This is a genomic window from Legionella sp. 16cNR16C (assembly GCF_021297775.1).
In the GTDB taxonomy this organism is placed as follows: domain Bacteria; phylum Pseudomonadota; class Gammaproteobacteria; order Legionellales; family Legionellaceae; genus Legionella_C; species Legionella_C quinlivanii_A.
In genome coordinates this window covers 776,919-799,012 of record NZ_JAJTMX010000002.1, presented here as the reverse complement: position 1 = coordinate 799,012, position 22,094 = coordinate 776,919, and the positions used below count along the sequence as shown (strand labels likewise).

Genomic DNA, 22,094 nt, shown 5'->3' with positions numbered 1-22,094 from the left:
TTTTAATTATCCACCTGGTAGTTAGGTGCTTGTTTAGTTATGCTCACATTATGCACATGAGACTCCCGCATACCCGCGTTAGTCACTTCAATAAATCGGGCATTCTCATGCAAGCTTTGAATTGTCTGACATCCGGTATACCCCATGCAGGAACGTAAACCACCCATCATCTGTTGAATAATCGTTTGCACTGGCCCTTTATAGGGAACACGGCCTTCAATACCTTCAGGGACCAGTTTCTCAGCGCCCTGACTCGCATCCTGAAAATATCTGTCACTTGAGCCCTGTGCCTGAGACATTGCACCGATTGACCCCATGCCGCGATAACTTTTATAAGTTCTGCCCTGATACAGTTCAATTTCGCCAGGAGATTCTTCGGTACCTGCAAACATTCCGCCCAGCATTACTGTATCAGCTCCGGCAGCCAGTGCCTTGCAAATGTCGCCAGAGAAGCGTATTCCCCCATCGGCAATGACCGGTACCGCGCCTTTGACTCCTTCTACCACATTGGCAATAGCGGTGATCTGCGGCACACCAACACCTGTCACAATACGGGTTGTGCAAATCGACCCTGGGCCAATACCTACCTTGACCGCATCCGCTCCTGCTTCAACCAAATCCCGGCCGGCATCAGCGGTTGCTATATTGCCGCCAATGACCTGAATAGAAGGAAAATTCTTTTTAATCCATCGAACTCGATTTAAAACACCTTCTGAGTGTCCGTGCGCCGTATCTACAATCACTACGTCAACGCCTGCGTCGATTAAGGCTTCAATACGTTCATCAGTGCCTTCTCCAACACCAACGGCTGCACCCACTCGCAACTGCTCGGAACTGTCTTTACAAGCGAAGGGGTTTTCTTTTGCTTTTTGGATATCTTTGACGGTAATCAATCCACGTAACTGGAATGCGTTGTTCACAACCAGGAGTTTTTCCAGACGATGTCGATGCAGCAGACTTCTGATTTCTTCACGGCTTGCGCCTTCTCTTACCGTTACTAATCGCTCTTTGGGAGTCATAACGGCAGAAACCGGTAAAGACAGATTCGTTTCAAAACGAATATCCCTGCTAGTGACAATACCTATCAACTGGTCGTTCTCAACTACTGGCACACCTGAAAAATTATGCCGGGCCATCACTTCCAGAAGCTCATGAACGGTGACGTTGGGAGTCACAGAGACAGGATCTTTCACCATCCCGCTTTCAAACTTTTTAACTTTCCTGACTTGCTCGGCCTGAGCCTGAATTGTCATATTTTTATGGATAATTCCAATGCCGCCCTCCTGTGCCATAGCAATTGCCAGACGGGCCTCGGTAACAGTATCCATTGCAGCAGAAATCAATGGGATATTGAGCTGGATATCACGAGTTAGTTGGGTTTTGAGCAGGACTTCTTTAGGCAATACAGTGGAGTGAGCGGGAACAAGGAGCACATCATCAAAGGTGAGTGCTTTTTGTAAAACTAAAAGCGCCATGTTAACTCCTAGGTGAGTTTAACCGTATATTATATCATAACTTTAGGATAATTTACAGGTTATACGAGCAGTTTATAAATTTTTTATTGACTTTATCTATTTTTTTCTCATAAAAATCAGAGTTTGACCAGAAGCGAGGATAGGAGAAGGACTTCTCTTGGATCGCTATGAAGAGCCGCCCCTCTTCCCTTAGGCCTAATGAGCGTGACAACCGAACTTAATTTGGGCCTGATAAAACTTTCGTTTCTGGCCTTCGATAACATCACCTGTGCTGATTACTTCATACCAGGCAAGAGTACCGTAAGATTTGGACGCCTGCAGAATTGCATTATTAATTGCGTCATCTACTCCATCGATTGATGTACCGGTTAACTCCATAATTTGATAGGCTGCATTTTTCATTTATTCCTCCCTGAATAAATACCATAAATATCAATGAATTTAGTGTATACGAAGATTGGCAGAATGCAAAAATTCTTCTCATTAACTAATAATACAAAGATCATGATTTTCTTCTGGCAAAACACTGAAATGCTCATAATCACTGATAAAATGATACAGATTATTGGTTACAGACAAAAAAGGCGAAGAGCCAATAATGCGGCGATACAATTCCTCTGTGTCAGTAGATTTATTCCCGTGCTCCTTCAACACTTTTTCAGCGTACTCTTTGTTTATTTCTCCCCAAAGTTTGAAGATTTGCTCCTGATGTTCAAGTTTGAATCCAGTCTGAAAAAAAGGATTACTGTCTACCCGGCAATTATGGAAAAGATTGCCTACCAGAAACAATAGAAACACTCTGGTCTCCAGATAATGAAGCGGTTCAGCTCCGCAAACTGAAGGAACCAGTAATTTCATTATTAAAAAAACAGGATCAAAATTTTTAGCCACAAAATAGCTATTCCAGCTGGTATAAAGATCCTGCCATAGTTTATCGATTAAAAACTCACACACCAGTTTCGGGCGGGGATTTAATTTTAACTGTGGCAATAAAGGATGACTAAAATCACGGCCGATTTCCTCTCCCTGAGGTAAAACCATCTTTCTTGCCACATAACGATTGCTATAGTCCTGATGTTCCATGTCGGCAATTAACCCGCAGCCGCTGCAGGCATTCGCATAAGCGCCCTGATGAGCATCCTCTGCTGTCGCCTCAAGGATATTGAGCGCTACATTTTTAACCGACTCATAATATTCATGATCAAATTTTTTCGGAATTATTTTTTTGTTCCACAAGGACAAGCCGTATTTTTTAATAAATTTTTTGGCTTCATTTTTTACAAACTCTGAATCTTTATTGCCGTCAAGCTGGCGCAGAAAAGCACCCGCCGTCTGAGCGGGATCCACGGAAATAACCTTGATAGTCTTAAATGCTGAAGCATCCTTTCTTTTATTAAAAAATAAATAACCCAAGGGACTTCCAGGCATTGGTGTATGTCTTTGGCGCAGAATGAACTTATACACGTCTTCGTTAAAACTGCGACTGTTAGCCATTGTGGCTGCTAACGCTTCAAAAAGACACAAAAGATTAATTTGCAGTCTGATGACGGGTACTATTTTTTCAAACTCCTGCTCTGAAATCAGTTTATCTTTCTCAATTTGTTCCAGTAAATTTGCAAAAGGTTCTATATCAAGAATAATAGCAATCAGTTTATGAACCAAGGCACTGACATCAATTGCTTCTGTCTTGATGAGTGTAAGAAATGTGGAAATATTCTCATCCTCTGGCTTAAATTGATCCATTCCAAGATGTGTGAGGATCACGGAAATAATCTCTGGATTGGTTTTTAAATCAATTTTTGCAAGTATACGATGTAATAGCTGCTGAGCACGTTTTTCCGGCATTAGAAACTCCCTGTTGTCTAATGGTATGGAAATTTAATGTGACAGCATTAATGATGAGTTGTCAATTGTTTATGAAACAGCGGGTAGCTGCGGGTAACTTGCAGCTAGCTGCCCGTTTTGGAAATCGCTTTGCTTATTGCTTTCTGGATCATGATTGCATCCCTGGATTTTGGCGGAACAAGGGCAAGCAATCTCTGCCAGTATGCAATCGCGGAGCTGTAATCCTGGTTCAGATAAGCATCCATAGCCAGCATAGACAGAGCATCAGGCTGCTCTGGATTTATTTTTAACAATTTCAGGCAAAGCGTTTTGACTGCATCGTTAAATTTCCCATCATTCAATTGAAGCTGGCTTTGAGCATAATTCACGATGGTTTTTTCATCGTTCGGCTGCAATTGATAGGCCTTCTGGAATGCCTTATTTGCCTCGGCCCATTGACTCTGGCTCGCATAAAGCCTTCCCAAAAGATACCAGCCACGGGCACTAGCCGGGCTATCATCCAGACGAGCCTTTAGTTTCTCTATTAATTCATCCGTATTTTTAATGGTTGATAAGACCTGTTTAATCTGTTGCTGATTTCGTTCTTTGCTGACAAACTCCTGCCACTCAAACCACCCACCCCATTGCCAATAGGCCAGACTAACCAGGATAATAATTAAGGGGCTGATTAAACCAATCGTTTTTTTGAATGGTCTTAAAGAACCGGCAATCACTAAAAGCGCCAGAAGCAATATCAGGCCAAGATAAGAAACTAACCACCATTCACTCATTTACAGTTTGCCTCAGACAAGTACGCCAAAATATTAAAAATCCAATCAGGAGAAAAAATGCCGGACCAAACCATAAGACCATCGTAATCGATTTCACTGGCGGATTAAATAATATGAAATCACCATAGCGATCTGTCAGAAAATTAATAATTTCACTATCGCTTTTTCCGTCTTTCACCATCACATATACTTGCTGGCGTAAATCTTTTGCTAAATCAGCGTGTGAATCTGCCAGATCCTGATTTTGACAGACCAGACAACGCAACTCCTTCAATAAATGATTAAATTGCGCTTCCTGTCTTTCTGTATCCAATGGATACATGGAATTTGCATACACCACATTAACCATGAAAATAGCCAGAATGGCCGCCAGAACGGCTTTCATCATGCTTTTTTCTCCAACTCTCTGATGCGGGGTAAAAATTCGCTTGTCCAGCTTTGTTCGTCAAGGATGCCCACATGTCTGAAGCGAATAATGCCCTGTTGGTCAATCAAAAATGTTTCAGGCGCACCATAAACACCCAGATCCATGGCCAGCTTACCCTTTATATCCTCTCCCACAGCAACGTAGGGGTTTCCCCATTCTTTTAGCCATTTACGAGCATCTTCGGGATTATCTTTATAGTTAACGCCATAAATCTTCACACCCTGTTCTGCGAGGTGCATCAGAAAAAACTGCTCCATTGTGCAGGCTTCACACCAGCTCGCCCAGACATTTAACAGAACAATCTGCCCCTTAAATAACTCAGGCGCAAATGCCGGCGCTTCTTGCTGGAGCGCTGGTAAACTGAAGGAGCCCAATGATTGCCCGAGGCGGGCAGAGGGAAGTTTTTGCGGGTCAAGCGAGAGGCCTTTCCATAAAAAAGCAGCAAGTACAACAAATAACAAGAATGGAATGCCGCGAATAAATACTTTTCTCATATTGAAATCTCAGGGTTAAGGTGAACCGCCTGCTTTTTTCTCGCCTGAAAATATCGTCTGTCGGACAAGGCTAAAATACCCCCTGCCAATATAAGAAATCCCCCACCCCAAATCCAGCGTATAAAGGGCTTAAAATAGAGCCGAACGGACCAGGCCGTATCATCGAGAGGCTCTCCCAGGGCCACATAAATATCACGAAAGACACTTACGTCGATGGCAGATTCTGTCATTGCCATTTTTCCCACATTGTAAATACGTTTTTCCGGGTAAATCGTTTTTGTTTCTTTTTCTGAACTAATTCTGAACTCTGCCTGTGCTCCGTGATAATTCGGCCCGCTTAAGGACGACTCCCGTACAAATTGAATCACATAACCTGCCAGTGAGGCTTTGCTTCCTGGCGCCATGCGCACATCATCCTGAATACCGTAAGCTGTTGAAACAGCAATACCAATCACAGTACCAGCTACGCCCAGGTGAGCGAAAATCATTCCCCAGAACGCCTGAGTGATGGCCTGAATACCCCGCTGTCTTATTCTTAAAATAATTAGGAATATGGTGCTTAAAATAATCCAAAAAGCCAGGCATAATCCCAGCAAGCAATAGCCATTAATTTCTGGAGCGAGGAATAAAAGCAGGATAAAAGGAAACAGCAGGCTGCATATAATCACCGGTAACAGTTTTTTAGATGTGCTTCGCACCGCATCCTGATGCCAGCGCAAATGAATACCTAGTCCCATAACAATTAACAGAGGAATCATCAGAGGAACAAATACGGCATTAAAGTAAGGCGCACCCACAGAGAGCTTACCTAAACCGAGACCATCAACTAATAAGGGATAAACAGTACCCATAAGTACTGTCAGCATGGCGACAGCTAAAAATACATTATTAAGTAATAAAGCACTCTCTCGCGAAAAAATACTGGGACTTCCCTGCTTCTGGAGATATTTAGCGCGCAGAGAAAAAATAAGCAGGGAGCCGCCAATAACCACTAATAAAAAGCCAAGAATAAATAATCCTCTTTGCGGATCAACAGCGAAGGCATGAACTGAAGTCAAAACGCCGGAGCGAACTAAAAAAGTACCGATAAGACTCAAAGAAAAGGCGGTAATCGCTAACAGCAAGGTCCAGGCAATAAACTGTTTTCGCTGCTCACTGACTGCCAGAGAGTGCAATAGTGCAGTACCGACCAGCCATGGCATAAACGATGCATTTTCCACCGGATCCCAAAACCACCAGCCACCCCAGCCTAATTCCCTATAGGCCCACCAGCTTCCCAGTGTGATACCTGCGGTTAAGCAGCACCATGCAGCGAGAGTCCAGGGGCGTGTCCATTTTGCCCATATTGACTCAAACTCCCCTGCCCACAAGGCGGCGATAGCAAATGCAAAAGCCACCGAGAACCCAACATAACCCATATATAACATTGGCGGGTGGAAGAGAAATCCTGGATCCTGCAATAGAGGATTCAGATCTCGGCCTTCCGTATCAAGCAACTGAAACTGACGCAGGAAAGGATTGGAGGTAAGCAACAGAAAGAGTAAAAAACCAATACATAACAGGGCAAGGATAATCAGAACGCGCACTCGAAATTTTGGGTCCAGCGAATTACTTGCCAGACTAACCGCCACAGTCCAGAAACTTAAAATAAGCACCCACAAGAGCATTGAGCCTTCATGCCCGCCCCATACAGCACAAAGTTTATAAAACCAGGGCAAGGAAAGGCTGGAATTGGAAAGCACGTAGGAGACCGAAAAATCGTCATTGAGAAAGCAAATTGTCAAACAGAGATAGGCGAATGCAACGAAAGCAAACAAAGCGACTACATAGTAATTTGCACTCTTAATGAGAAAAGCATTGTTCCTGATAAGCCCAACAAACGGCACTGAGGCCAAAAGAACTGCAAACAGCAGCGCTAAAATGAGACTAAACAAACCGATTTCAGCAATCATTAACTTATATTTCTCTTTGTTTTAGCCAAACTTGCCTTCACTTCAGGAGGCATGTAGTTAGCATCGTGTTTAGCCAGTACTTCAGTGGCTGCAAACTGACCGTTATCGAGTAATTGTCCTTTTGTTACGATCCCCTGATTTTCCCGAAACAGATCAGGCAGGATGCCTCGATAATGGACCGTAACTTTCTGGTTGAAATCAGTCAGTTCAAACTGGACAGATAAATCCTTTTCAGAACGGATCACACTTCCCGCAGCAACCATGCCACCCACTCGAATCACCTGTTGATGAGGCGCCTCTCCAGATGCTATCTGGCTTGGTGTATAAAACAAGCTGATATTCTGCCTTAAGGCATACATCACCAGAGCAGCAGCAACTCCCAGAATAGAAGCAATAAATACCAGCCGGGTTAATTTTTTGCGACGAGCAGGATTCATGACTGATTTCTCTTTAACCAGCGCTGCAATTTTCTTCGGGTTTGTTTTCGCTGCCATTTAATGCCCAGCAAATTCATAACCAGCAGCACGCAAACCAGGCCATAGGCAGGCCAGATATAAATGGAGTACCCCCCCATAGAAAACCAGCTAATAAATTCGTTAATCATACATTTTCTTCCAGGAGTTTTCTCACCCAATGCTGACGCTTTTCACGTATTAACAGCTCATTACCCGCTTTGTGTAAAATAACCCAGACGCAAAAGAAGGAAAATCCTGCAAGGGTCAATAACAAGGGATACAGCATTGGCAGTGCAATTTTTGGTTTGGCAAATAAGGACAATGTCGCTCCCTGATGCAGCGTGTTCCACCAGTAAACTGAATAATGAATCACGGGCAAATCAATTGCTCCGACCAATGTTAATACAGCCACCAGCCTATCACCCTGATCTTTATTTTTGAAGGTTGCGGCCGTTGCCAGTATGGCTATATACAGAACTAACAGAATAAGCTCGGAAGTCAATCGGGCATCCCATACCCACCAGGTGCCCCACATGGGTTTTCCCCATATACTGCCAGTTGCTAAAGCAATAAATGCCATGCACGCACCAGTTTGAGCTGCAGCGTTTAACATCAGCCCCGCAAGCTTGATTCGCCAAACTAATAGCAACAGAGACATAAACGCCATAAAGCCATATAAGGACAATGACAGGAAGGCGGTCGGCACATGAATATAGATAATGCGAAACGCATCACCCTGCTGATAATCAGCTGGAGCAAAAATAAGTCCCCAGGCAAAACCGAGGATTAAAAAGATACAGGCAAGCCAGCCCAAAACGCCAAGCCAGCGTTGAGTCTTGTTAAAAAAGCTTTGCGGCGATGCCATTTGGTATAAAAATTTCCACATAGGGAATTTATGAATCAGAAAAAAAGCTAAATTCTATCATGCATTAATCGCTAAGGCTAATGCGAATCACAGCAGAAATTGCAAAAGGCAGAAAACTGACTGCCAGAAGAGACAGTGCAGCAAGAATTGCCAGATAAGCAGAAGCAGATGAACCCTCCAGGGCGGCCAGGCAAGCTCCACTTCCAAATATCATCACCGGAATTACTAAAGGCAGGAGAATTAAAGCCATAAAAATCCCTTTCTGTTGTAAGCGAGTGCTAAAGGCGGCAGCCAGTACACAAAGAGCAAGAATAGCAGGGGTTCCTAAAATTAAGCTTGCGGCCAGTAAAGCGGCTTCCTGATAACTAAAACTAAATAGAAATGCCAGCAAGGGGCAGAATAACAACATGGGAATAATAGAAAATAACCAGTGGATAAAAAGCTTGGCTACAACAATCAGGTTAAGCGAAAAACCGGATATTAGCCATTGTTCAATAATGCCATCCTCATAATCTTGCTGAAATATTCGCTCTGATGCCAGCAATAGAGACAATAGCATGGCAGTCCAGATTAAACCTGGAGCGACCTGACGCACAATTTCTTTAACCGGCGGAATAGTCAGGGGAAAGAAAATGACGATCATGAAAAAAAACAAACTGGTATTCAGTAGCCCGCGAGGCTGGCGTGAATAAATAAGCAACTCTCGCTTTAGCTGATTTTTGAATATTCTCAAAGACAGTACTCCAGATCAGGTCGTAATTGAGAAGGTAATTGCTGATGAGAAGTCATCACGACCTGACCACCCCGCCCCAAATGCTCATTCAAGCAGCCTGCCAGACAGCGCAGAGAAAACTCATCCAGAGCGGTTAATGGTTCATCCAGTAACCATAAGTTGGCTTTTGTCATTAAAATACGAAGTAAGCCGGCCCGGCGCCGCTGTCCTGCTGACAATTGATAAACAGGTTTATCAGCGACTTCTGTCAATCTTAAGCGCGAGAAAATTTCATACAAATCCTGCTGGCTTTGCTGCTGTAAATCAAAAAGGCAATTTTCCCTGACAGTCAATAAAGGGCTTAATCCCTGCTTATGACCCACATAGCAAATCTGCCGGTAATAGGAGGGTAAATCCTCATAAATTGATTTTCCATTGAAACAAATATCACCAGACACTGGTTGTTGTAAACCGGCTATCAGACGCAAAAGAGTGGTTTTTCCGGAACCATTAACCCCTTTCAGATGCAATAATTGACCTCGGGCGAGGGAAAAACTGACATTTTTGAATAATAACTGATCTTCATATTCAAAGCTGAGTGCAGAAACGCTAAACATACTGAATCTTGGAGGGAAATGCCTATTATAACCCAGAGTGAAGAACTTACAAATTTTCTTGCTTTATCCTTAATTATGAAGGATCTTATGACAATTTGAATTTTGAGATTTGGTATGGAATTTCTGGCCCATTACGGGATGTTTCTTTTAAAGTGTTTAACCATTGTGATTAGTCTTTTGCTTGCTTTAGCTGGAATCATGGCGATAAGCAAAAAACCTAGACCCAAACTGGAAATTGTCTCTCTTAATAAACAATATGAAGAAATCAGGCAGTTGATGTTTAAAAAAGTCACTGGCAAAGCAGAGAAAGTTAAAAAGTCAAAAAAAGAAAGCAAATCGGAAAAGCCTTCCCTCTACGTTTTACAGTTTCATGGAGATATCAAAGCTACTGAAGTGGAGCAATTGCGTGACTCAATCACTGCGATTTTATCCATAGCAGGTAAGAAAGATGAAGTGTTGCTTCTGCTGGAAAGTCCGGGTGGTGCTGTGAATGGCTATGGTCTTGCAGCCTCCCAACTACTGCGCATTCGCGATAAGAATATTCCATTGACTGTCTGCATTGATAAAGTTGCCGCCAGCGGCGGATATTTAATGGCCTGCATTGCCAATAGAATAGTTGCGGCCCCTTTTTCAATTGTAGGATCCATTGGCGTGGTTTCACAAATCCCAAACTTTCACCGCTGGTTGCAAAAACACAATGTGGACGTGGAATTAATTACTGCGGGGGAATATAAAAGAACACTGACTATTTTTGGGGAAAACACCGAAAAGGGACGGCAAAAATTTCAGGAGGATCTTGAAAAAATACATCAGGCCTTTCGCGAATTTGTGTTGCAGAATCGCGAGGAGATTGATATCGATCAAGTATCCACAGGAGAGCACTGGCTTTCACTCGATGCCTTCAAGTTAAAGTTGGTAGACGAATTGAAAACCAGCGATGAGGTAATTATTGAAAAACTGAATCAGTTTAATGTGTATAAAATAATTTCTCATCACCGCCAGTCGCTAGCCAGTAAAATCCTTAAACCGGCTGCCAAAATGCTTCACCCCTGGGCTTGAGCTGAAAAACTGCCTCCACTTAGGTTGGGCCAAGGGCCCAACCTATATGTAGTTAACAAACCATTTGTTAATAATCTCTAAATGGAATGAATGATACTTGCACCAGTCTTCTATGATTCTGTTATCCAGATCTTTTGTTGGCCCGTGCACTCCCTGAGATAAGTTTTCAGATAATAACGTCAAAGCGGCAATATTATGAATATAAAACTCAGGGTCAATGTACTTCATTGGAGTGGGGTCATTGAGAACAAAATTAACTGGTTTTTTCTGGTTAAGGACTTCTTCTTCACCAAAGCCTGCTCCATACTCATCATACACACCCATATTGGCCAGTATCTTCCCACTAAACCAGTCATGCGGGTAAGCATTCATAATCGCTTTGCTTCCTGTTGCGGTAACAATAATTTCCGCATTCTGGATCGCTTGATGTAATGTTTGTTTATCTAGCGGGTTAATTGCTTCTATTCCTAGCTGTCGGGCTGACCTGCGTTGATTTTCACAGATATCAACCGCCACAACAGCAGCTTTATTCTGAGCACAAAAATAGGCGACTCCTCTGCCAATTTTTCCAAAGCCAAAAATTAGCCATGATTTGTTTACCGTATTGATGCCAAGTAATTGTGATATCGCTGAATGGCAACTATCAGCACAGCCAAAAACAGTTTCAAGTTGCTTTGTTAAACTGTGATCAATACTGATTACTGGAAAATCCAGTTCCTGATTGCGGTAAATTAGATCGCCTGAGCCAGTTAGCTCAATTGCGCCAATTCCCGGCTTACCCAAAGCCTGATACAGTTCAGCGCCACAATCAAAATAAAGATCAAAAGTCTCAGAGCGTAACTGACTCAGATTTTCAGTATACCGAATGCCCGCCTGCTTTAAACAATCTACCGCCTCGGGATGAGCCGTCATAAATGAAGAAGGGTTTGTCACCGTCACCTCTGCGCCCCCTGCAATAAGACAGGCTATTTTTAATAGCGTATTGGGAACCAGGGGAACATGGTGCACCACTCGTAAACCTGCCAATGGTTTTGTTATTTTCCATTCCTCAAGCTGTTGATGCATGAAAGGAGCGGCTTCTTTTGTATAAATTTTGAAATAGTTTGCTAAGGCGGGATGCATGAGCGCTGCTTAAAATGAAATGAGGCAATGGTATTTGAAACATAAAGGGAACACAAGTCAACATATTCAGTGCCAAATGCAAAATGGTTGCCCGCCTGCGTGGGCATGATATTTGTTCCAAGGCAACTGTTGTACAGGACAAAATCCTGTCATGCCCGCGCAGGCGGGCAACCATCTATCAAAATAATCCGATCTCAAAGATTAAGACTTGCGCAACATACCTAAGCTGGGCTATGTGCATAATAACAGGGAAATTCTCGCGAAATTTATTAATTTAGATATAATTAAATTAACAGAAATTTTTATAGACGAGTGGAGAATACGATGTCTGATTTTAAATCCAAGCTTCCTAACTTGCAAGAAATCACCTCTTTTGCAAGTAAGTTGTTTAAGGATGTGAAAAATAGTGTAGGCGAAATCGTTGACGAATATAAAAAACATCGGGAAGAAGCGGAAGCAGCCAACAAAACTGAAGAAACAGAAATTGTAAGCTCAAAAACAGAGACAGTCGTTACCAAAAAAACTGAAGCCTCCGCTGCTGAAAATAAAAAGGAAGATAAAGAATAATCCGTCCTCCTCACTCCCATCCTTAGCGACATTGACCATGACCAAATAAACGCCTGCTGCGAAACGGCAGGCATCAACTCTCAATTAAGACTGCAGCCTTTCAGGCCTGGTTAAGCCATATTTTCTCATTTTCTCCACCAGAGTGGTGCGCCGCATATTCAGATAATTTGCTGCATGAGCGACAACCCAGTCGGATTCGTTCAATGCCTGGCTAATTAAAGCCAGCTCCGTTTTCTCCAGATGTTCTTTCAGATCAATCCCGTCAGCGGTTTGTGGCTGCTCCTGGCCAAGTACAGTCAGTAAAGTTTCTCTCTCCGAGCCTATTATCCCAGATGAACGTGTGCCTGTTTTAAATCGGCTGGGTAAATCACCAGTATCCACAATCCCGTTAGGATATAAAATACTCAAGCGCTCGATCAGATTAGCAAGTTCTCTGACATTCCCAGGCCATTGATATCCTTCCAAAACCTCAAGAGCGGCAGGTAATAAGCGCACCCCCGATTTACCCTCCCCCTCAATTCTGGCGACCAGCTCATTAATTAATAAGGGCAAATCCTCTTTTCGCGCCCGTAAAGGGGGAACATCAATTGGAAACACATTTAAGCGGTAAAATAAGTCCTCGCGAAACTTGCCCTCTTTTATTGCCTGCTCCAGATTACGATGGGTCGCTGCAAGAATTCGGACATCCACATCAATACTTTTATTACTGCCCACTCTCTCAAAGCAGCGCTCCTGCAGCACTCTTAAAAGCTTTACTTGCATGGCAAGCGGCATATCGCCTATTTCATCGAGAAACAGCGTGCCCCCATTAGCCAGTTCAAATCGTCCCTGACGAGACGTAATGGCCCCGGTAAATGCGCCTTTTTCATGTCCAAACAATTCGCTTTCCAGCAATTCAGCAGGAATAGCACCGCAATTAATTGGAATGAAGGGTTTACCTGCACGTTCCGAAAGAGCATGAATATTTCTTGCGACCACTTCCTTTCCAGTGCCTGACTCACCAAGAATAAGGACATTGGCTTCACTGTTGGCCACCTGGGCAATAAGTTTCCTCACCTGCTTTATCGATTCGCTGTTTCCAACAAGGCTGCGAAACAGCATCGGCTGGTTGGATTCTTCCCTTTTTGAGTATTGCCGCTCCAAAACAATCTGGCACTTATGCAGGGATTCCAGGATTTGATGATAGCTGAAAGGGAAATAAAGCGAGGCAATCACATTTCGAATTTTTGATACCACCTGAGATACGGGTGGATCAATTAGTATAACCGGGACCAATGGCTCCCGGGCAGCCAACTGCCTGAGACATAGCTCAAGACTTGCTTCTGATTCAAGCCCTATTATAGCAATTTGGCCATGCAAATCGTCTATCTGCATGAATGTCGAAAAATTTACAATTGAACAAGGCTTGCCGATAAAATTAAGAATGACACTGAGTTTGTCACAACGTTCCTTGTTTTCATCAATTACAAACACAGTCTCCTTACCACGCATAAATCTTATCCTTAAGTCAAAACACCTAGTGTTCAGTATTGTTAACAGTTCATCCTCTGTCAAATATATGACAAAAAAAATAAAACCCTCGAAATTTTTGACGGTTATCGATAGCAGTTGATTTCGGCAAATGCACTGCAGGTCGGCCCGAAACAGAGCTTTTGATTACCAATAGCCTTGGTTGCCTTCACACATTTCTCAATCTGGTATTTTTTGACATTGAGGTAGCCCATTCGTCGGCAAAACGAATAAGCAGCACGGCGTCCGCAGCCTTTTTCTCCATCATAACACCAGGCAACCCGATAATTATTGTATCGCGGAACCACGAATCGTCGATATCGATAATGGTAAGGCTGTGCGGGTGTATGCGAAATATCGCCCACGCAGCGAATGGTTTTAAAACCATTACATTGCCATCCCTTGCAGCGCATGGTAGTAACCAGATAATTGGTCAAACCGATATTGTTATCTTTTATCGCCTGATCAGCACGCTTATACCCCATCATCCGGCAATACACGCTCGCCAGCTCTAAACCGCATTTTTTACCGTCCAGAGAACAGTAATTCAGACGCTCTCCATGATACATTGGATTCCAGAAGCTGCGGTGAAAAACCTGCTTTCTGGAATCTGCAGCATGACTTGTCATCGAAAAAATAATCGACAGTAAAACAGCGATTCGATATAAAATGGTCATATTTACAATCCATTACAAAAATTACCTCAATGTTAGCCTATGCGAGGCCCGTTTCTCAATACGCAGCAGCAAATTGCATGCTATAAAGCCCAAAGTATTTACTGAGTCTGGTTCTAAATGGCCAAAAATGATTATTTACAAATCCTTAATAGCACATTCTGATGCGGTCATTTCCGAGGATCTCACGTAAGGAATTCAATAAGTCGTCACTCGGCGATACACACCATTCTTTCCCAAGACTTAATAAAACGCTCGCTTTCTCCGCTTCATATAAGACCTGAACTACGCAATGCCCTTTGTGATTTTTTAATATCGCTTTAAGCGCCATAATATGTTCCGCATGCTGATAATTCAGATTCACTTTAAGCGATTTTGCAAAATGATTTCGCGCCTCAGCAATAGTCAAAATCTGGCTGGCTGACATTTTTATCCCGCCGCTGAAATCATCTTTGCTGATTTCTCCTTCAATTGCCAGCATCATACCTGTTTGAATATCAGCGACAACGGAATCAAAAACCTCAGAAAAAACAACCACATCCATCTTGCCAGACACATCTTCCACCGACAGAATAATCAGCTTTTTTCCGCGTTTGGTCAGCACACGGCGTAATCCGGTGAGCAGCACACAGATCCAGGCTTTTTTTGCATTACCTGGGTTTAATTTAAGAATCGGGGTCACTTTGCTTTGCAATTCTTCAATGTATTGCGCCGCTGGGTGACCGCTGAAATATAATCCAAGGGTTTCTTTTTCCCCATCCAGGCGCTGCATCTGATTCCAGGGGCGAGCTTCCTGGTAATCCTCTCGCGAGGCGGAATCATCTATTAAAGAAAAAAGATCGGTTTGACCGCTATTTTGATTCTGCTGTGCGGCATCCGCAAGTTTTAGTGCCCTTTCAAGCGAAGCGAATAGTACGGAACGCTCCTGCCCCCATTCATCCATTGCTCCGCATTTAATCAGGGCTTCAAGGACCCGACGATTCACTTTTCTCAGATCAAGCCGGTGGCAAAAATCAAATAGGCCCGAAAATGCTCCAGATTGTTGACGTTCCTGAACAATACAACTGATAGCCGATTCACCAACACCTTTAATAGCTCCCAGACCATATAAAATGGTGTTGTTATTGGCCACGGTAAATTTAAATTGCGAGGTGTTAACCGAAGGAGGCAATATAGTAAGCTTCATCTGGTAACATTCATTGATGAACGTCACTACCTTATCCGTATTATCCATATCAGAAGACATTACTGCCGCCATAAATGCAGCAGGAAAATGAGCTTTCAACCAGGCAGTTTGATACGCCACCAGCGCGTAGGCTGCCGAGTGCGACTTATTGAATCCATAGCCAGCAAACTTTTCCATCAGGTCGAAAATATAGGTGGCAGTCGCTTCCTCAACTCCTCGACCGACCGCCCCTTCGGTAAAAATTGCCCGCTGTTTGGCCATTTCCTCAGGTTTCTTTTTTCCCATGGCACGCCGCAGCATGTCTGCAGCGCCAAGTGTATAATTTGCCAGAACCTGGGCAATCTGCATCACCTGTTCCTGATAAAGAATAACCCCATAAGTCGGCTTCAGGATGGGTTCCAGATCAGGATGTGGATACTCTACTTTTGCACGCCCATGTTTTCGGTCTATAAAATCATCCACCATACCCGATTGCAAAGGACCAGGTCGAAACAGTGCGACCAGAGCGATAATATCTTCAAAGCAGTCCGGCTGTAGGCGATGTATAAGCTCCTTCATTCCACGAGATTCAAGCTGAAAAACAGCCGTTGTCTGGCAGGCTTTTAACAAATCAAAAGACGCCTGATCATCAGTAGGAATTAAGCCTATATCGATAGGTGGCTCATTTTGAACCGCTCTTAAGTGATTTACCGTCTGTAGCGCCCAATCGATAATTGTCAGTGTCCGAAGCCCAAGAAAGTCAAACTTTACCAACCCTGCCGCTTCCACATCATCCTTGTCAAATTGACTTACAATCTGAGAAGAGCCCTCTTCACAGTAAATCGCGGTAAAATCAGTTAAGGTGGAGGGGGCTATCACCACGCCTCCCGCATGCTTACCGGCATTTCGGGTAATACCCTCAAGCTTCATTGCCAGATCGATAAGCTCTTTGACCTCTTCTTCTTCATCATAACGACGCTTTAACTCTTCTTCATCCTGAAGCGCCTTGGAAAGGGTTATACCAATTTCAAAGGGAATTAATTTGGCAATTTTATCAACAAAACCATAGGGATGACCTAACACACGCCCGACATCCCGCACGACTGCCTTGGCAGCCATCGTACCAAAGGTAATAATTTGCGAGACACTTTGTCGGCCGTATTTTTCGGCGACATACTCGATAACCCGGTCCCTGCCCTCCATGCAAAAGTCAATATCAAAGTCAGGCATGGAGACCCGCTCGGGGTTTAGGAAACGCTCAAACAGTAATTCATACAACAAGGGATCGAGATCAGTAATTTTAAGTGCGTAAGCGACCAGTGAACCGGCTCCAGAACCCCGTCCAGGGCCAACCGGTACACCATTTTGTTTAGCCCACTGAATAAAATCAGCAACGATCAGAAAATAGCCAGGAAAGCCCATTCGATTAATAACGTCAAGCTCCACCTGCAAGCGCTGATCATATACCTCTCGCTTGGCCAGCAACACTTCAGGGGTTTCATTGCGAAAAATCTGTTGCAATCGCTCTTCCAGACCCTCTCGCGATAATTTCGATAAATAGTCCGCTTCACTGGAACCATCAGGTATTGGAAAATTGGGCAGATAATTTTGACCAAGTTCAAGCTTAACCGTACAGCGTTTTGCTATTTCAACACTATTCGCCAGAGCCTGGGGCAAATCAGCAAATAATTGGACCATTTCATCTGCAGAGCGCAGATATTGCTTATCATTGTATTCCTGACTTCGTCTGGGATCGGCCAAAGTGTAACCTTGATGGATACACACCCGGGCCTCATGCGCATGGTAGTCATTCTGGGAAATGAAACGAACATCATTGGTCGCTACGAGAGGAATTCCGAGGCTTTGCGACATCTCAACGATAGCTTCATTATAAAAGCTTTCATCCTTTCTACCCGTACGCTGAATTTCCAGATAAAAACGCCCGGGAAACAGTTGGTTGAAGTGATGAGCCAGAGTATAAGCCTGATCCATATCACCGCTTATCAGTGCCTTGCCTATTATGCCGGTTCGACCGCCAGAAAGTGCGATGAGCCCTTCGGCGTGCTCTGCCAGCCATTCATAATGGACACGGGGCTGCCCCTGATGCTGGCCGAATTGATAGGCTCTGGATACGAGGCAGGTTAAATTACGATAACCAAGGTCATTCTGACAGAGTAGCACCAGAGAGGAAGCGGCTTCCGGTTTATCAGCATAATGACAAGTCAGATCGCTTCCGAGAATGGGCTTGACACCGGCATCCACTGCTGTTTTGAACAATTTTACGGCAGCAAACAAATTGCAATGATCAGTAACAGCCACCGCGTTCATGCCCCGTTCACTCACCGATTTAATTAAAGGCTTGATTCTGACCAAACCATCAATCATCGAGAATTCAGAATGAACGCGTAAATGGACAAACGAGGATTTCATAACACCGACTCTTATCACTGGATAGGCAGCACTGTACCCAAGTCGCCCTGATACAGCAAGGTTTTTGTCTATTGTTGTTGTTCCTGCCAGCGTATTATCGCCATATATTTGTTATTTACACCCAATTTCTTATTGGCATTCTGCAGATGAAAATTAACTGTCCTTCTTGAAACCTCGAGGATTTTAGCAATTGCTTCCAGTCTCAATCCCTGTGATGTTAATTCAAGACACTGCATTTCACGTTGGGTGAGCGGTACATCTTTCACGGCTTCATGTGCCATAAAATGCCTGAGCTGCTGAAAATAAATCGCAGCAATGATCATCCATTCGTATTGCTTTTCCTGCCAGTTCGCAAGTCCATTTTCTTTTTGTTTCTGATGCAAAACCAGAACAACAAAATCACCCTGAGGGCCATAGACCGGGATACTTAATCCTACATCAAGGCCATAATCAAGCGACTCCTGACGAATCCGTTGTTCACGCTTGTTTTTTGCGCTGGCTAATTGCTCACTGACATTCCAGAACACCGGCAGCAGGGATTTTTCCGAATACTCAAGGGTTCTGTCAATATCCGCATAGCCTTGTTCCAGATAATATTGATGCCAGACTTTCAAAGCGGGGCTCACCCAGTCATAGATTAGACGGCTTCCTGTTTTGGTATGGCGATGATAGTAGGTGATAGCAAAACTGTGAATATTCTGCGTGTTAAAATAATCAAAAAGCAATGAATTCAGATCGTCCAGTGAATGAGCGCCCGCAAATATCTGACAAGTCCGATGCATTTTGATCCCTATACCTGTCAAAAAAGACAGGAAGCCACGCATGTTTATTTATTATACATTAGTATCAACTGAAACACACTTCCGAGGTTATCATGCTTAAGATAATACCTGTTGTTTTATTACTACCAGGCATTAGTTATGCCGCTTCGATGACTAACAGCATCGCCGGTGTCGGGCCTGGTGGATCAGTCAAACCCTATATTTGTATTCAGAATGAAGGCGGAACAGTCACCCTCCCCCTCGCTCCAGGACAATCCGGGGATGCCAATGCGGCATCCGGCAATCAATACTATGCGGGAGCTACACTCCGTTTTGGGGGGTGCTCAAGCGATAATACTTATCTCGGCTATATAGGATTTAATATCAATAACTCAGGTAATAATGCCATCAGTGCCTATACTCCGCCTGAAGGAGTTCATATTACCTATAAAGACCGCCAGATTGATAGCCGCGGAGTGGTTACAGGAGCTATCGATTACACCCCTATCGACTCGAATATGAATCTACCCAACCCAAAAGAAAATAGCTACTGGCAGTTTGCGGGGATTAATTTATCGGGTCTTGAATTTGGAAAAACTATTGATCCGGTGGTCGTTCCTAATCTTTCAGAAAAAGATTCCACCACAACAAATTCGGATTTGAAAGATACTGAAACCTTTATTAAAGCAGGAGTAAATACGGTAAGAGTACCAATCAGTTGGGGCTATGTGCAATTGGATGGGGCCGGCAAAGGCAGTATAAACAAATCCTATTATGATAATTATCTTCGCCCTCTGCTGCAAAGCTTAAGCCATGCAAAAGTAAATACCATCATAGACTTGCATGCCTATATGCGTTACTCAAAATTTGGTGAGCAATACTCTGGTTGCGGTGCCGATGGTCCTTGTCCGGATGGAACCTTAGTTCTTGATCCCAAAGCATATGAATCCGTGTGGGGACAATTAGTTGATCTGATTCAGCAAGACAGTCAGATTGACAAAAATTACATAATGCTGGATTTAGTGAATGAGCCAGTGGGCATTCCGGATGATAAAGTATTTACTATTCAGGCTGATTTAATCAAATACCTGCGTAATAAAGGGTTCGAGGGTTATATTCTGGTTGAAGGCAACAGCTGGACCGGGCTGCACTCGTGGACGACTTATCAGTGGACTGGAAGCGATGGGCAAACCTACTCCAATGCCACATTGTTTACCCGTGAAAATTTTGCTGAAGCCGGCATTACCGATCTTTCAAAGATACTGATTAATGTCCATCAATATCTGGATAGTGACTATAGCGGTACACATAACGACTGCCTGCAGGATTTAACAACCAAAGGGCCAAATGCCTTTAATCTTGATGAGTTTGTTGATTACTTACAGGAGAATAAATTAAAGGCGATTGTTACAGAGTTTGGCACTGGAACCAACGCCGGCAGTTGTAGTGCTCCCTTGCAACAATTCATGCAATATCTGCAGGAAAATAGCGCCAAGGGTAAAGACTATGGCTTTGCAGGTTGGACGGTCTGGTCTACCGGTCATGGTTGGGGGGGCTATAATCTGCGTGTTAAACCGGATTCTTATCAATTCAATGTAATGAAAAATTTTCTCTAATTCTCAGGACAACCTAATCAGAAAATACCTTCAATTCCCTGGATTTTTACTCGAAACCCAGGGGATTTGTCATTAACGCCTGTTTCCAAGATCCTGTTGGCGGCGTCTCGCAAATAACCCCAGCACAACCGCCACAATAAGGCCAATCAGCATCCAGCCGAATAGGGCTGTTCCAAGACCGTTGTGAAAAAACAGACTGGCCAGTAAGCCTCCTAATAAAAAACCACTTAGACCGCTGCGAAAGCGGCTGGTCTTATTCGTTACTGGTGGTTTTTTGGCAGATACATTTCTCGAGAAAAGCGTTTTACTTCGATAGGAACCAAATCCTCTTCCACCACCAAATCGCTTGGCTGAGGCTTCGCTGACAATCAGTCCGAAAGACAGGAAAACAAATAAGCTCATAAGAATAATTTTTTTCATAGAGTACACCTTGTTATAACCGCGAGGCTCTTTATACCTTGGCGGAAGAACTTGTTCAAGCGGTTGTGAACATTCAATAACCAATTTGAGTCTATTGGGCTGTTTCACTTCCCTTAACGGCCTGAAAAATTTGTTTTGCCAGTTTGGGCAGGCGAACTTTATTCGTATTGGTCAATAATATAATGGATATCTTGTCATCAATATGGCGAATCATAAAGCTGCTATATCCGCGGATAGCCCCATCTTTTTGGGCAACCAGTTTATTATTTCGATAGGAGACCTGCCATCCCAAAGACCAGAACAGTCCATTTCGACCGCTGGGCTGCCCATTCTTCAGAGTAACTGGCCGCCACATTTGCAGATAGGTTTGAGGGCTTAAAATTTTGCCGGCGCTCATTGCCATATCCCATTTTGCCATGTCTTCAATATTTGAGACTATTCCCCCCGACCCCCACATTTGCTGCCAGGGCTTGCGATTCGGTGAAGGAATATACTGCCCATTAACAAAATGATACCCATTAGCCAATCCAGGGGGATTTAGTGTTGCAGGAAAGCCGGTTTGATTTAAATCCAGGGGATTAAATATTATAGTTTGAAGATAGCTGGCAAGGCTTTGTCCGCTGACACGTTCTATCACCCTTCCTAAAACAATAAAACCAAAATTGTTATAGCGAGTATTTGTACCCGGTGCAAACTGCATTGGCCGCTTGGCCAGCTGCTGCCAGATCTGTTGCCAGGGTAAATGCGGTCCCTGATGCTGAGGAATACCGCTGGTATGCGACAGAAGCTCGCGGATAGTCACTGCACGCCAGGCGGCGGGGGCTTTCGGGAGGTATTTTAAAATGGAATCATCAAGCCCTACTTTGCCTTCCTGAACTAATCTCATTATCGCAAAGGCAGTGTATACCTTGGAAATGGAACCTATCGCAAACAAACTCTTAGTGGAGACAGGCCTTGAAGGGTTCAACTGCGCATTACCGTATCCTTTGATCAATAAAGGTTGACCATTTTCCACTATCGCGAGAGCAAGGCCTGGAATATGGTTTTGCTGCATGGCAGTCTGCACTATGGTATCTATTTTTGCTTCCATTGCAGAGAGCGCGAAAAGGGAGTTCGAGGCAGTAAGCAATAATAAGATAAGAGTTCGTGCATAGCTCAT

General features: G+C 43.7%; 22 protein-coding genes. 3 read left to right on the top strand and 19 right to left on the bottom strand.

From position 1 onward, the window contains the following. Positions 1 to 2 precede the first annotated feature (2 nt). From guaB to ccmA, 12 genes are all read right to left on the bottom strand, one after another. Positions 3 to 1,475, bottom strand: a complete 1,473-nt coding sequence (guaB, locus tag LXA66_RS07395) for an IMP dehydrogenase (RefSeq protein ID WP_058506716.1) — start codon at positions 1,473 to 1,475, stop codon at positions 3 to 5. Between the two features lie 195 nt (positions 1,476 to 1,670). Continuing rightward, a complete protein-coding gene (locus LXA66_RS07390; RefSeq protein ID WP_233012618.1) occupies positions 1,671 to 1,877 on the bottom strand; it encodes a dodecin family protein in 207 nt (68 codons plus the stop codon). Positions 1,878 to 1,958: 81 nt separating this feature from the next. After that, entirely contained in the window at positions 1,959 to 3,320 is a 1,362-nt protein-coding gene (locus LXA66_RS07385) for a hypothetical protein (protein WP_233012617.1), read from the bottom strand. Between the two features lie 104 nt (positions 3,321 to 3,424). Further along, positions 3,425 to 4,090 (bottom strand): tetratricopeptide repeat protein, encoded by a 666-nt coding sequence (locus LXA66_RS07380; RefSeq protein WP_233012616.1) that lies wholly within the window; start codon positions 4,088 to 4,090, stop codon positions 3,425 to 3,427. Next, positions 4,083 to 4,478 (bottom strand): cytochrome c-type biogenesis protein CcmH, encoded by a 396-nt coding sequence (locus LXA66_RS07375; protein ID WP_370637209.1) that lies wholly within the window; start codon positions 4,476 to 4,478, stop codon positions 4,083 to 4,085. Before LXA66_RS07375 ends, LXA66_RS07380 begins: the two co-directional genes overlap by 8 nt. Beyond that, positions 4,475 to 5,011 carry a DsbE family thiol:disulfide interchange protein gene (locus LXA66_RS07370; protein ID WP_112217989.1) on the bottom strand — a complete coding sequence of 179 codons (537 nt, stop codon included), beginning with the start codon at positions 5,009 to 5,011 and terminating at the stop codon, positions 4,475 to 4,477. The genes LXA66_RS07375 and LXA66_RS07370 overlap by 4 nt, the downstream gene beginning before the upstream one ends. Then, the gene (locus LXA66_RS07365; protein ID WP_233012615.1) at positions 5,008 to 6,963 is read right to left on the bottom strand and encodes a heme lyase CcmF/NrfE family subunit; all 1,956 of its coding nucleotides are present in this window, start codon (positions 6,961 to 6,963) and stop codon (positions 5,008 to 5,010) included. The genes LXA66_RS07370 and LXA66_RS07365 overlap by 4 nt, the downstream gene beginning before the upstream one ends. Beyond that, complete coding sequence (gene ccmE / locus LXA66_RS07360; RefSeq protein WP_233012614.1) at positions 6,963 to 7,400, bottom strand: cytochrome c maturation protein CcmE; 438 nt, start codon at positions 7,398 to 7,400, stop codon at positions 6,963 to 6,965. The genes LXA66_RS07365 and ccmE overlap by 1 nt, the downstream gene beginning before the upstream one ends. Further along, entirely contained in the window at positions 7,397 to 7,567 is a 171-nt protein-coding gene (gene ccmD / locus LXA66_RS07355) for a heme exporter protein CcmD (protein ID WP_255665307.1), read from the bottom strand. Before ccmD ends, ccmE begins: the two co-directional genes overlap by 4 nt. Then, positions 7,564 to 8,322: a heme ABC transporter permease CcmC gene (gene ccmC, locus LXA66_RS07350; RefSeq protein ID WP_255665342.1), complete on the bottom strand. Its 759-nt coding sequence runs from the start codon at positions 8,320 to 8,322 to the stop codon at positions 7,564 to 7,566. Before ccmC ends, ccmD begins: the two co-directional genes overlap by 4 nt. A 25-nt stretch (positions 8,323 to 8,347) precedes the next feature. Continuing rightward, positions 8,348 to 9,016 (bottom strand): heme exporter protein CcmB, encoded by a 669-nt coding sequence (ccmB, locus tag LXA66_RS07345; protein ID WP_233012612.1) that lies wholly within the window; start codon positions 9,014 to 9,016, stop codon positions 8,348 to 8,350. After that, positions 9,013 to 9,612 (bottom strand): cytochrome c biogenesis heme-transporting ATPase CcmA, encoded by a 600-nt coding sequence (gene ccmA, locus LXA66_RS07340; RefSeq protein ID WP_233012611.1) that lies wholly within the window; start codon positions 9,610 to 9,612, stop codon positions 9,013 to 9,015. The genes ccmB and ccmA overlap by 4 nt, the downstream gene beginning before the upstream one ends. A 114-nt stretch (positions 9,613 to 9,726) precedes the next feature. Between ccmA and sohB the strand changes: the two genes are divergently transcribed. Beyond that, entirely contained in the window at positions 9,727 to 10,671 is a 945-nt protein-coding gene (gene sohB, locus LXA66_RS07335; RefSeq protein WP_233012610.1) for a protease SohB, read from the top strand. A gap of 42 nt (positions 10,672 to 10,713) precedes the next feature. Here sohB and LXA66_RS07330 read toward each other — a convergent pair whose 3' ends face one another. Then, on the bottom strand, positions 10,714 to 11,793 hold the full coding sequence (locus LXA66_RS07330; RefSeq protein WP_233012609.1) for an NAD-binding protein: 1,080 nt from the start codon (positions 11,791 to 11,793) through the stop codon (positions 10,714 to 10,716). A 324-nt stretch (positions 11,794 to 12,117) separates the two neighbouring features. On the opposite strand from LXA66_RS07330, the gene LXA66_RS07325 reads away from it, so the two are divergent. After that, a complete protein-coding gene (locus LXA66_RS07325; RefSeq protein WP_112217997.1) occupies positions 12,118 to 12,360 on the top strand; it encodes a hypothetical protein in 243 nt (80 codons plus the stop codon). Positions 12,361 to 12,444: 84 nt separating this feature from the next. Here LXA66_RS07325 and LXA66_RS07320 read toward each other — a convergent pair whose 3' ends face one another. The 4 genes from LXA66_RS07320 to LXA66_RS07305 all read right to left on the bottom strand — a co-directional run bounded on the left by LXA66_RS07320 (position 12,445) and on the right by LXA66_RS07305 (position 18,920). Next, entirely contained in the window at positions 12,445 to 13,851 is a 1,407-nt protein-coding gene (locus LXA66_RS07320) for a sigma-54-dependent Fis family transcriptional regulator (RefSeq protein WP_233012608.1), read from the bottom strand. Between the two features lie 104 nt (positions 13,852 to 13,955). After that, on the bottom strand, positions 13,956 to 14,546 hold the full coding sequence (locus LXA66_RS07315; protein WP_233012607.1) for a hypothetical protein: 591 nt from the start codon (positions 14,544 to 14,546) through the stop codon (positions 13,956 to 13,958). A 145-nt stretch (positions 14,547 to 14,691) separates the two neighbouring features. Beyond that, positions 14,692 to 18,138: a DNA polymerase III subunit alpha gene (gene dnaE, locus LXA66_RS07310; protein ID WP_233012606.1), complete on the bottom strand. Its 3,447-nt coding sequence runs from the start codon at positions 18,136 to 18,138 to the stop codon at positions 14,692 to 14,694. 68 nt (positions 18,139 to 18,206) lie between these two features. Then, positions 18,207 to 18,920, bottom strand: a complete 714-nt coding sequence (locus LXA66_RS07305) for a LuxR family transcriptional regulator (protein ID WP_233012605.1) — start codon at positions 18,918 to 18,920, stop codon at positions 18,207 to 18,209. Positions 18,921 to 19,012: 92 nt separating this feature from the next. On the opposite strand from LXA66_RS07305, the gene LXA66_RS07300 reads away from it, so the two are divergent. Further along, positions 19,013 to 20,515 carry a glycoside hydrolase family 5 protein gene (locus tag LXA66_RS07300; RefSeq protein WP_233012604.1) on the top strand — a complete coding sequence of 501 codons (1,503 nt, stop codon included), beginning with the start codon at positions 19,013 to 19,015 and terminating at the stop codon, positions 20,513 to 20,515. 72 nt (positions 20,516 to 20,587) lie between these two features. On the opposite strand, the gene LXA66_RS07295 is transcribed toward LXA66_RS07300, so the two are convergent. Beyond that, on the bottom strand, positions 20,588 to 20,935 hold the full coding sequence (locus LXA66_RS07295; protein ID WP_233012603.1) for a hypothetical protein: 348 nt from the start codon (positions 20,933 to 20,935) through the stop codon (positions 20,588 to 20,590). A gap of 91 nt (positions 20,936 to 21,026) precedes the next feature. Next, positions 21,027 to 22,094, bottom strand: coding sequence for a serine hydrolase (locus tag LXA66_RS07290; protein ID WP_233012602.1), 1,068 nt, complete (start codon positions 22,092 to 22,094; stop codon positions 21,027 to 21,029).

What these genes read in the sequence shown, in the direction of transcription:
- guaB (WP_058506716.1), bottom strand. Translation starts at nt 1,475, where the DNA reads ATGGCGCTTTTAGTTTTACAAAAAGCACTCACCTTTGATGATGTGCTC.
- LXA66_RS07390 (WP_233012618.1), bottom strand. Translation starts at nt 1,877, where the DNA reads ATGAAAAATGCAGCCTATCAAATTATGGAGTTAACCGGTACATCAATC.
- LXA66_RS07385 (WP_233012617.1), bottom strand. Translation starts at nt 3,320, where the DNA reads ATGCCGGAAAAACGTGCTCAGCAGCTATTACATCGTATACTTGCAAAA.
- LXA66_RS07380 (WP_233012616.1), bottom strand. Translation starts at nt 4,090, where the DNA reads ATGAGTGAATGGTGGTTAGTTTCTTATCTTGGCCTGATATTGCTTCTG.
- LXA66_RS07375 (WP_370637209.1), bottom strand. Translation starts at nt 4,478, where the DNA reads ATGATGAAAGCCGTTCTGGCGGCCATTCTGGCTATTTTCATGGTTAAT.
- LXA66_RS07370 (WP_112217989.1), bottom strand. Translation starts at nt 5,011, where the DNA reads ATGAGAAAAGTATTTATTCGCGGCATTCCATTCTTGTTATTTGTTGTA.
- LXA66_RS07365 (WP_233012615.1), bottom strand. Translation starts at nt 6,963, where the DNA reads ATGATTGCTGAAATCGGTTTGTTTAGTCTCATTTTAGCGCTGCTGTTT.
- ccmE (WP_233012614.1), bottom strand. Translation starts at nt 7,400, where the DNA reads ATGAATCCTGCTCGTCGCAAAAAATTAACCCGGCTGGTATTTATTGCT.
- ccmD (WP_255665307.1), bottom strand. Translation starts at nt 7,567, where the DNA reads ATGATTAACGAATTTATTAGCTGGTTTTCTATGGGGGGGTACTCCATT.
- ccmA (WP_233012611.1), bottom strand. Translation starts at nt 9,612, where the DNA reads ATGTTTAGCGTTTCTGCACTCAGCTTTGAATATGAAGATCAGTTATTA.
- sohB (WP_233012610.1), top strand. Translation starts at nt 9,727, where the DNA reads ATGGAATTTCTGGCCCATTACGGGATGTTTCTTTTAAAGTGTTTAACC.
- LXA66_RS07330 (WP_233012609.1), bottom strand. Translation starts at nt 11,793, where the DNA reads ATGCATCCCGCCTTAGCAAACTATTTCAAAATTTATACAAAAGAAGCC.
- LXA66_RS07325 (WP_112217997.1), top strand. Translation starts at nt 12,118, where the DNA reads ATGTCTGATTTTAAATCCAAGCTTCCTAACTTGCAAGAAATCACCTCT.
- LXA66_RS07320 (WP_233012608.1), bottom strand. Translation starts at nt 13,851, where the DNA reads ATGCGTGGTAAGGAGACTGTGTTTGTAATTGATGAAAACAAGGAACGT.
- LXA66_RS07315 (WP_233012607.1), bottom strand. Translation starts at nt 14,546, where the DNA reads ATGACCATTTTATATCGAATCGCTGTTTTACTGTCGATTATTTTTTCG.
- dnaE (WP_233012606.1), bottom strand. Translation starts at nt 18,138, where the DNA reads ATGAAATCCTCGTTTGTCCATTTACGCGTTCATTCTGAATTCTCGATG.
- LXA66_RS07305 (WP_233012605.1), bottom strand. Translation starts at nt 18,920, where the DNA reads ATGCATCGGACTTGTCAGATATTTGCGGGCGCTCATTCACTGGACGAT.
- LXA66_RS07300 (WP_233012604.1), top strand. Translation starts at nt 19,013, where the DNA reads ATGCTTAAGATAATACCTGTTGTTTTATTACTACCAGGCATTAGTTAT.
- LXA66_RS07295 (WP_233012603.1), bottom strand. Translation starts at nt 20,935, where the DNA reads ATGAAAAAAATTATTCTTATGAGCTTATTTGTTTTCCTGTCTTTCGGA.
- LXA66_RS07290 (WP_233012602.1), bottom strand. Translation starts at nt 22,094, where the DNA reads ATGAGCTATGCACGAACTCTTATCTTATTATTGCTTACTGCCTCGAAC.